Origin of the sequence: Acetobacter pomorum (assembly GCF_002738225.1) — a bacterium.
Classification (GTDB): domain Bacteria; phylum Pseudomonadota; class Alphaproteobacteria; order Acetobacterales; family Acetobacteraceae; genus Acetobacter; species Acetobacter pomorum.
In genome coordinates this window covers 24,813-31,743 of sequence record NZ_PEBQ01000118.1, presented here as the reverse complement: position 1 = coordinate 31,743, position 6,931 = coordinate 24,813, and the positions used below count along the sequence as shown (strand labels likewise).

The window sequence follows — 6,931 nt, the reverse complement described above, 5'->3', positions numbered from 1 at the left end:
TCGGCATTGGCATGGAAGCCGCATGTCGTGCAGACGAAGGACGCTTGGTTTTTGCGGCTTCGACTGTCCACAGTTCCGTAGCACGAACACGTCTGCGAGGCAAATGGAAAGTCCGTTCAGTAAAGAGCGGAATCGCTTTCCTCCCCGGCCTGAACGCCGGGGTTTCCAGCGGAGTTTAGGATGATTGTCCTGACCTCATTGAGACCCCTGACGGACTGAAGGTTAAAGGATGGGCATGTATAACCTGTTGCCACTCTCTAGAAAAAATCGGGAAGGCAGAAGTCACAGGCAGCTTTCAAGTGACGGCATGCGGACGCCTGCATGAAATAAGCCCGGATCTGAAGTCAGGCAAACTACTGATTAATTATTGCGCAAGTTTGTCTCACATCCCACCCACAGTAAGCGTGGAACGGAGTGTAAGTTTGTCATTCTGTCCGGAGCTTAAGGAGGTGCCTTGGAAAACTGTCAGAGGAAACTTCAGTGCTGTGGGCTGCACATCCCTGAGTGATCTGCCCTCTACATTTTCGGTATCGGGATACCTTGATATTAGCGGAACGCGGGGGTTGGAACTGCGTGATGACGTAACTTCTCCGCTGATTTTTGCTCGCCGATGCGAAGGACTTACCGTCTCTGAGGGTTTGATCGAGCGGATCCGGGGCAACATAGATCTGGACGGGTCTGAATACACTGTCACCGCCCTATCCGCAGAGGAGCCAGCGCCAGGTCCCGTCTAAAGGTCCGGGGGCGAAGAGAGGCGTACGAGAAGGGGGTAAGTGAAATGCGGGCCAAAGATTTCAAGACTATTGCAGAACTGAGGGAGGCATTTCCCTCCGCCTTTTTAGCCAACGGGAGCGTGGACTTCAGTGGGCAGAGCGGTATCCGTACCCTCCCCAGAGATATGACCGTTGACGAGCAACTTTTCCTGGACGACTGCTCTAATCTTGTCGAGACCCCGGATGGGCTGATCGTCAAAGAGGGGGTCAGCTTAACAGACTGTCCGGCACTGAAAAAATAGGCGACGCAAACATCTATGGAATGCTCAGAGTGGTTTTTTGCCCTCGACTTCATGAGGTCAGCAACACTCTGAAAGCCAATTCTATGTGGATCGCGCTGTGTGGAAACCTTGCAAGCATCCCGTATACTGTTCCCGTATACTGTTCAGATCGCAAAGAGCGTTAGCATCACCTTCTGCCCTGCATTGACCGCTCTACCTTGGGATAACGTGAAGGGTCACCTCCGACTTGTGGGCTCTACAGGCCTGCAAACCCTTCCATCACCTATGACCGTCGATGGGTAACCGGCCGTTCTAGGCCGCCTTGATTATGCGGCCTGCCTATGCGGTATATTCGCGGGTTTCCAGTTCCATGGCAACAGTTCGTGGAGCCGATTGATCTTGTGCTCGTTGATACGGGCCAGGACGTCGGCGAGGTAATCGTGCGGGTTGATGCCTGAGAGTTTTGCGCTTTCGATAAGCGTCATGGCATCAGCGATGTTGTCGCCCCCGGCGTCTGAACCGGCAAACAGATAGTTTTTCCGCCCGACGCATACCGGTCGTATGGCCCGTTCGGCAGGATTGTTGTCGATGGCAACACGACCATCTTCGAGGAAGAGGGTAAAGGCGGCCCACCGGTTGAGCGCATAGCGGATCGCTTTTGCCAGTTCCCCCTTCCCGGGGATGCGGGTGAGCTGTGCTTCGCACCAGGCATGGAACGCTATAACGCGGGGGCGGCTTTTTTCCTGTCGGACAGCCAGACGGTGCCTGGCGGGATGCCCGGTGATCTGCCGCTCGATATCGTAGAGCTCTCCGATCTGCTCAAGCGCTTCCCTTGCAATTGTCGAGCCGCTGCCTTTCCAGACATCATGGAATGCCCGACGCAGGTGGGCCCAGCAGGCCGCTTCGCGCACACGCACGGTTCCCGTTGCATCGGGTTTATACAGGTCCCTGAACCCGGCGTAGGCGTCTGCCTGCAGAATACCACGGAACTGTGCCAGATGGGTCTGGGGATTGATCCCCTTGCGATCGGGAGAGAACCAGTAGGCAACGGCGGGCGGATCACTCCCGCCCCAGGGGCGGGGATCGCGCAGATAGGTCCAGATCCGCCCTTCCTTCACACCGCGTGGTTTCCCAGCCTGACGCAGGCGAGGATCAAGAACCTGGATGGGTGTATCATCGGCATGCAGCAGGTCTGCCTTTACGACATCCTGACGGATCAGATCTGTGAGAGGACGCAGAACGGCAACGGCCTGACCACACCAGTCGATCAGGGTTGAACGGGGAATGTCCACACCCTGACGGGAAAAGATCTCATTCTGACGATAAAGCGGAATGTGATCATCGAATTTTGAGACCAGGATATGGGCCAGCAGCCCAGGGCCAGCCATGCCCCGTGGGACAGGGCGCGACGGTGCTTCAGGCTGTACCATTGTTTCGCAATGACGGCAGGATTTCTTCAGCCGTGCCGTTTCGACAACTTTCAGTTTTGCCGCAATAAAGTCCAGTATTTCGGTGACATCTTCGCCAACGAGGCGTAGGGGACCGCCACAGGCGGGACAGGCCTCGCCCGGGTCGAGAACAATACGCTCCCGTGGTGTCGTGTCGGAAACCTTTGGTTTGCCGCGCCGTCTGGGGGAAGAGACCACACCATCGCTGTCATCGTGCTCCCTGATGTCAGGAGAAGGATCGGCTGCCGCGATGGCGATTTTCACATCTTCAAGAAGCAGTTCGAGCTGTTCAATCTCACGGTCTATCTTTTCTGAACTGGCCCCGAATTTCTGTTTCTGAAGACGCGCGATCCGGATTTTGAGAGACTGGACAAGAGCTTCATACGCACGGGCTGAAGCGGAAAGCCGAGCCACTTCAGTCTGCAGGGAAACAATCATTTCCCTCAGGATATCCGGATCATCAGGCAGGACCGCGGGCGCATGCGTCATTATGAAAAAATAGCAGAAAACCCAATAAAAGACAAAAGGTTCTGCACGATCACGCCATAAAAATCAGGCCACGCGAGACGGTGGCGCAGACCAGGAAGGTCGTCTCCACTCCATGCCTTCCCACAGCATGGCCATCTGTGCGGCTGTCAGGCGTGCAACGCCCTCTGCCGGCGAGGGCCATGGAAAACGTCCCTTCTCAAGAACCTTGTAATAAAGACAGAACCCCTGACCGTCCCACATCAGAAGCTTGATCCTGTCCCCACGGCGACCACGAAAGGCAAAGAGCGCCCCTGATGTCGGGTTCTGACGCAGCACGTCCTGTGCCAGTGCAGCCAGACCCGATATCCCCTTGCGCATATCGGTCACCCCGCAGGCCAGATAGACACGCACGCCGTTGCCCACGCCAATCATGCTGTCTCGGCAATCCGGATGATCTTCGCCAGAAACTCTTCTGCAGGATGTCCACTCACCCTGATACTGCGGCCATTACGCAGCATAATGGCCAGCCCTTCATTATCATCGCCAGAGACCAGAGCAGGTGTCTTCACTGCAACGACAGGAACAAACGCCACAGACTGATCCGGGGAAGACAGTCTTTGGCGGAAAGACGTCCGCCATTGGTAAAGATGTTGACGGGTCAGGTCATGCCGACGGGCCACATCCGATACACTTGCCCCGTCCACACCAACTTCAGCCAGTATCGCCAGCTTGCGTTCATCCGACCAGCGGCGACGGCGTTCAACGCCAATCAGGATTTCTTGAGCCATAGCTACCTCCCAAACAACGTCAATAACGACGTCGTTAACGACGGTAACTTACCAGGCACAATCCTCACTCATAAGGCGGTCTCAAGCGGCCGCTTACGTCGATGGGGAGTTGGACGTCAGCGATACTCGCGGCCTCGAATTGGGTGATGATGTCAGCGCCTCCGAAATTATTGCCCGGAAAAATCTATCCGCAAACAACGCTACGCGCCAGTTCAAAGAGAAAATCTCTTATACTGATGGGAACACCTCTGAGACCTCTGAGGCTGGTGCACCTTGCGATGGGAAAACAAGAAGGTCCCTTAACACATCGCGTGCTAGATTCAATGCGATAGAAACATCGTTATCATCATAGCTTGAAAGAGGCTTCTGAAACCCATCCGCTGTTTTCTCTATATATTTTTGTAAATCATATTCAGAATCTATTTCGTCAATATTAGGCTGATATCTTACGTTATTATCGAACTAACCCTCGATCACCTCTTCCACATCGTGGCGCCCAGTGGCGTCATAAGCGTTGCCTTCTCCATCAACAGCATAAACGTGATTAATGGCCGGAATAAAATCGCCATATAATTCAGACTCATCAACCAGAATAAGATAACTGAACCCCAACTCCCGATGAAGGGCTGTCGCGAATACATGACATTCTCCATTCATGTATCTGTCTATTTTGTTGGGTTCTGATATATTCTGCGACACATGCGACATGTGGCTGTAATCCTTAGCACTGCATCACTGGGGGCATTATTCCAGTGATGCAGTGAGAGATATCAGGGAGATGGTGCGTCGGACACTTCCGGCTTAGGAGCAGCTTCTGCAACTAAGCGGTTAATGGCAGAAACATCCAAATTATTTTCTGGCCCACTCATCATTTTGGCGAACTCCTCGTGGGACAGAGTCAAGTCCGTTTTCTGTCCGTCCGCCCATTCAAAGCTGCAGTCCCAGTCCTGAGCCCCCTTTTGCAGCGAAAAGCCTTTAAGGCCAGCTTCACCATTAACCATTACTGGCTGTTGGCCTTCTGGGGTGGCAAAGGTGATTATATCGACTCCTGTCGCGGCAAAAGGAATATCCAGCCCCATTTCTCCCCAGTGTGCTGGAGATTTCACTCCGCGATAACCGGTACGCTCGACGACAACATTGGCTGGAAATTTCTGGAAGTCCTCGGCCTCAGGGTACATGAACGGCACATCGAACATTACCTTGCGACCCACCTGATCTGAAAATGTCATTTCAGAAATAGTCCTCCGGTCCTTACCAAAGGATGACAGGATCTTTTTCGTCAAAGGTGTGGCATAAACATACAGATCTGACTCATGTTTGGCCAATTCGACACCGCTGGCCAACATTGCCTGGCCAATGTTCGTCACACCAAGCGCGGTCAGATCTGCCTTAAGTTTTTTTTCATCGATAGGCATGCCAATCAATCCCTTTTGCTTTGTCGGCCATGCGCCATGGCCGATCTCTCTTATCAGTGGGGATTTAGATAGCCCATTATCTTGCAAACAACAAAAGGCACTTTTTCATAGCTCAACACAGATAACGGTTGGCGAATTTGTATGATTAAGATGGTGTTGGGGTTGGAGAGTCATCAATTAGTTCTGCGCCAGCTACATATGCATTCTCTGGCTTGATGTTAATTTTTATCGATCTGCATCTCTCAGAAATCTCTCTCTTAATACCTTCTAACAAATAACTGTCCCCTGCCGGCATGGATCGTACTGCGTCTAGTGACTTATCTATTCCACTTTCAACCCTGTCGGCCATTTCTCCCACCAGATTTATTACCATTCGAGGGTTGAAATTGCACACATTAGCCAACCTCTCCCAATTTTTTGGCATGAGATGCTTGCCATCTTTCTGATTTCCAATCGATTGGGCCATGTTTTTATTTATATGAGGCCATACTGCCGCACACATGAGATCATAAAGAGGGGCAAGTTTTGGTGCGGACTTTCCACTTAAGAGTATTGAAAAATTCTTCGCGTGGGCATCCCCATTGGTAATGAGAGTATTAAATATTATCCCTTGCAGTAATCGATATGTGTCATCACCACCGAGATCTTTTGTAATATTGACCATGTCGTTAATCGTGACACCACGCTTGCCTGCCCCTCTTTCGTATTTTAGTGCTGGAGGGAAGCCGAGGGCCTGACAGAAGTCTTCCTGATGCAAGCGATAGATCTTGTTGTCTCTGATCTCTCGATCATACCTCGTCACGAGGCACCATGATCTTTCCCCTGCAGCTCCAGTCGTTACCTTGGAGGCATCAAGGCCAATCTGATGAGCCAGTGTTAGGCAGAATGCTTCGTTTTGCACGCCTCCTGGAAGACGCTGGGCATCTGGTTTTAATATATGTGTCGATGGCGCGCCATTGATCGGAATGTAAAGCTTCCCTTTTGACAGGGTCACAGGGAGTTTTTCCTGTGCGCCGGCCAGGCTCATCGAAACTCCCTCATCCCCCACTAGAAAGGGTTTGCGAGGCAGCTCGTTTATAATCTTTTCCAGTTCTGCATCACTCTCGATTAACCGATAACCAGGTTTACCTGTGGTACGTTTTCGGCCGACACTTAATGCCCCAGCCACATCCTGACCTATGCGCGTAAGCATTCCGATTACATCTTCGGTCGATACTCCCAAAGCTCTGCCCGCGGCAGCTAAGGGATCCCCTTCTGGAAGAAGGTTCATCAGCCATGGCGTGACTGATGAGTGACCATAGCTTTGAGTGCTTAGTGGCATCGATAATGAAACAGGAAAATTAGAATTACGCGCCAACCACTTATTGGAATAGGTAAACGTGATATCAGGTTCAGGGGTAATGCTCCCCACGATTATGTCGCCGTAGTAAACAGGAATCACGTCTTTCATGGCAGCATCACCCCTTCATCACCATCTTCGTCTGGCTCTGTATGATCGGAGTGTGCTGCCTCATTCCTCTGTAGCGATTGGTCGGCAGAAAAAAGCTTTAATCCTGCCATTCTGGCCACTTTAAGAGCTTTGTCGAGATGGCATGTAGGCTTGCCGCACTCAAGATCAATGATAAATCGCACGCCGACATTCGAAATGAGAGCCAACTGCTTCTGAGTGAGGGCGCGGCGTTTCCTGCACTCTTTGACCAGTTGACCGAATGTCCTTGCATCGCAGATCATATCACATCTCTCACAGTCTGTCAGTTTTCGAATGACATATTCCCGAACGGGAATATTTTACACAAGAGACGCTGAAAGTGCAAAGAA

The 6,931-nt window shown here is 51.9% G+C and carries 8 protein-coding genes; 1 reads left to right on the top strand and 7 read right to left on the bottom strand.

Going from position 1 to position 6,931, the window contains the following annotated elements:
* Positions 1-778: 778 nt before the first annotated feature.
* Positions 779-1,015, top strand: a complete 237-nt coding sequence (locus CSR02_RS08880) for a hypothetical protein (protein WP_099541376.1) — start codon at positions 779-781, stop codon at positions 1,013-1,015.
* 305 nt (positions 1,016-1,320) lie between these two features.
* Here CSR02_RS08880 and tnpC read toward each other — a convergent pair whose 3' ends face one another.
* From tnpC to CSR02_RS08845, 7 genes are all read right to left on the bottom strand, one after another.
* The gene (gene tnpC, locus CSR02_RS08875) at positions 1,321-2,931 is read right to left on the bottom strand and encodes an IS66 family transposase (protein ID WP_099541374.1); all 1,611 of its coding nucleotides are present in this window, start codon (positions 2,929-2,931) and stop codon (positions 1,321-1,323) included.
* A 63-nt stretch (positions 2,932-2,994) separates the two neighbouring features.
* Positions 2,995-3,342, bottom strand: coding sequence for an IS66 family insertion sequence element accessory protein TnpB (gene tnpB / locus CSR02_RS08870; RefSeq protein WP_012812355.1), 348 nt, complete (start codon positions 3,340-3,342; stop codon positions 2,995-2,997).
* Complete coding sequence (gene tnpA, locus CSR02_RS08865; RefSeq protein WP_099541373.1) at positions 3,339-3,698, bottom strand: IS66-like element accessory protein TnpA; 360 nt, start codon at positions 3,696-3,698, stop codon at positions 3,339-3,341. Before tnpA ends, tnpB begins: the two co-directional genes overlap by 4 nt.
* Before the next feature lie 462 nt (positions 3,699-4,160).
* A complete protein-coding gene (locus CSR02_RS08860) occupies positions 4,161-4,406 on the bottom strand; it encodes a hypothetical protein (RefSeq protein ID WP_143225574.1) in 246 nt (81 codons plus the stop codon).
* Positions 4,407-4,468: 62 nt separating this feature from the next.
* On the bottom strand, positions 4,469-5,113 hold the full coding sequence (locus tag CSR02_RS08855) for a hypothetical protein (RefSeq protein ID WP_099541370.1): 645 nt from the start codon (positions 5,111-5,113) through the stop codon (positions 4,469-4,471).
* 145 nt (positions 5,114-5,258) lie between these two features.
* The gene (locus CSR02_RS08850) at positions 5,259-6,563 is read right to left on the bottom strand and encodes a type II toxin-antitoxin system HipA family toxin (protein ID WP_099541368.1); all 1,305 of its coding nucleotides are present in this window, start codon (positions 6,561-6,563) and stop codon (positions 5,259-5,261) included.
* Positions 6,560-6,844, bottom strand: a complete 285-nt coding sequence (locus CSR02_RS08845) for a helix-turn-helix domain-containing protein (RefSeq protein ID WP_183172626.1) — start codon at positions 6,842-6,844, stop codon at positions 6,560-6,562. Before CSR02_RS08845 ends, CSR02_RS08850 begins: the two co-directional genes overlap by 4 nt.
* Positions 6,845-6,931: the final 87 nt, after the last annotated feature.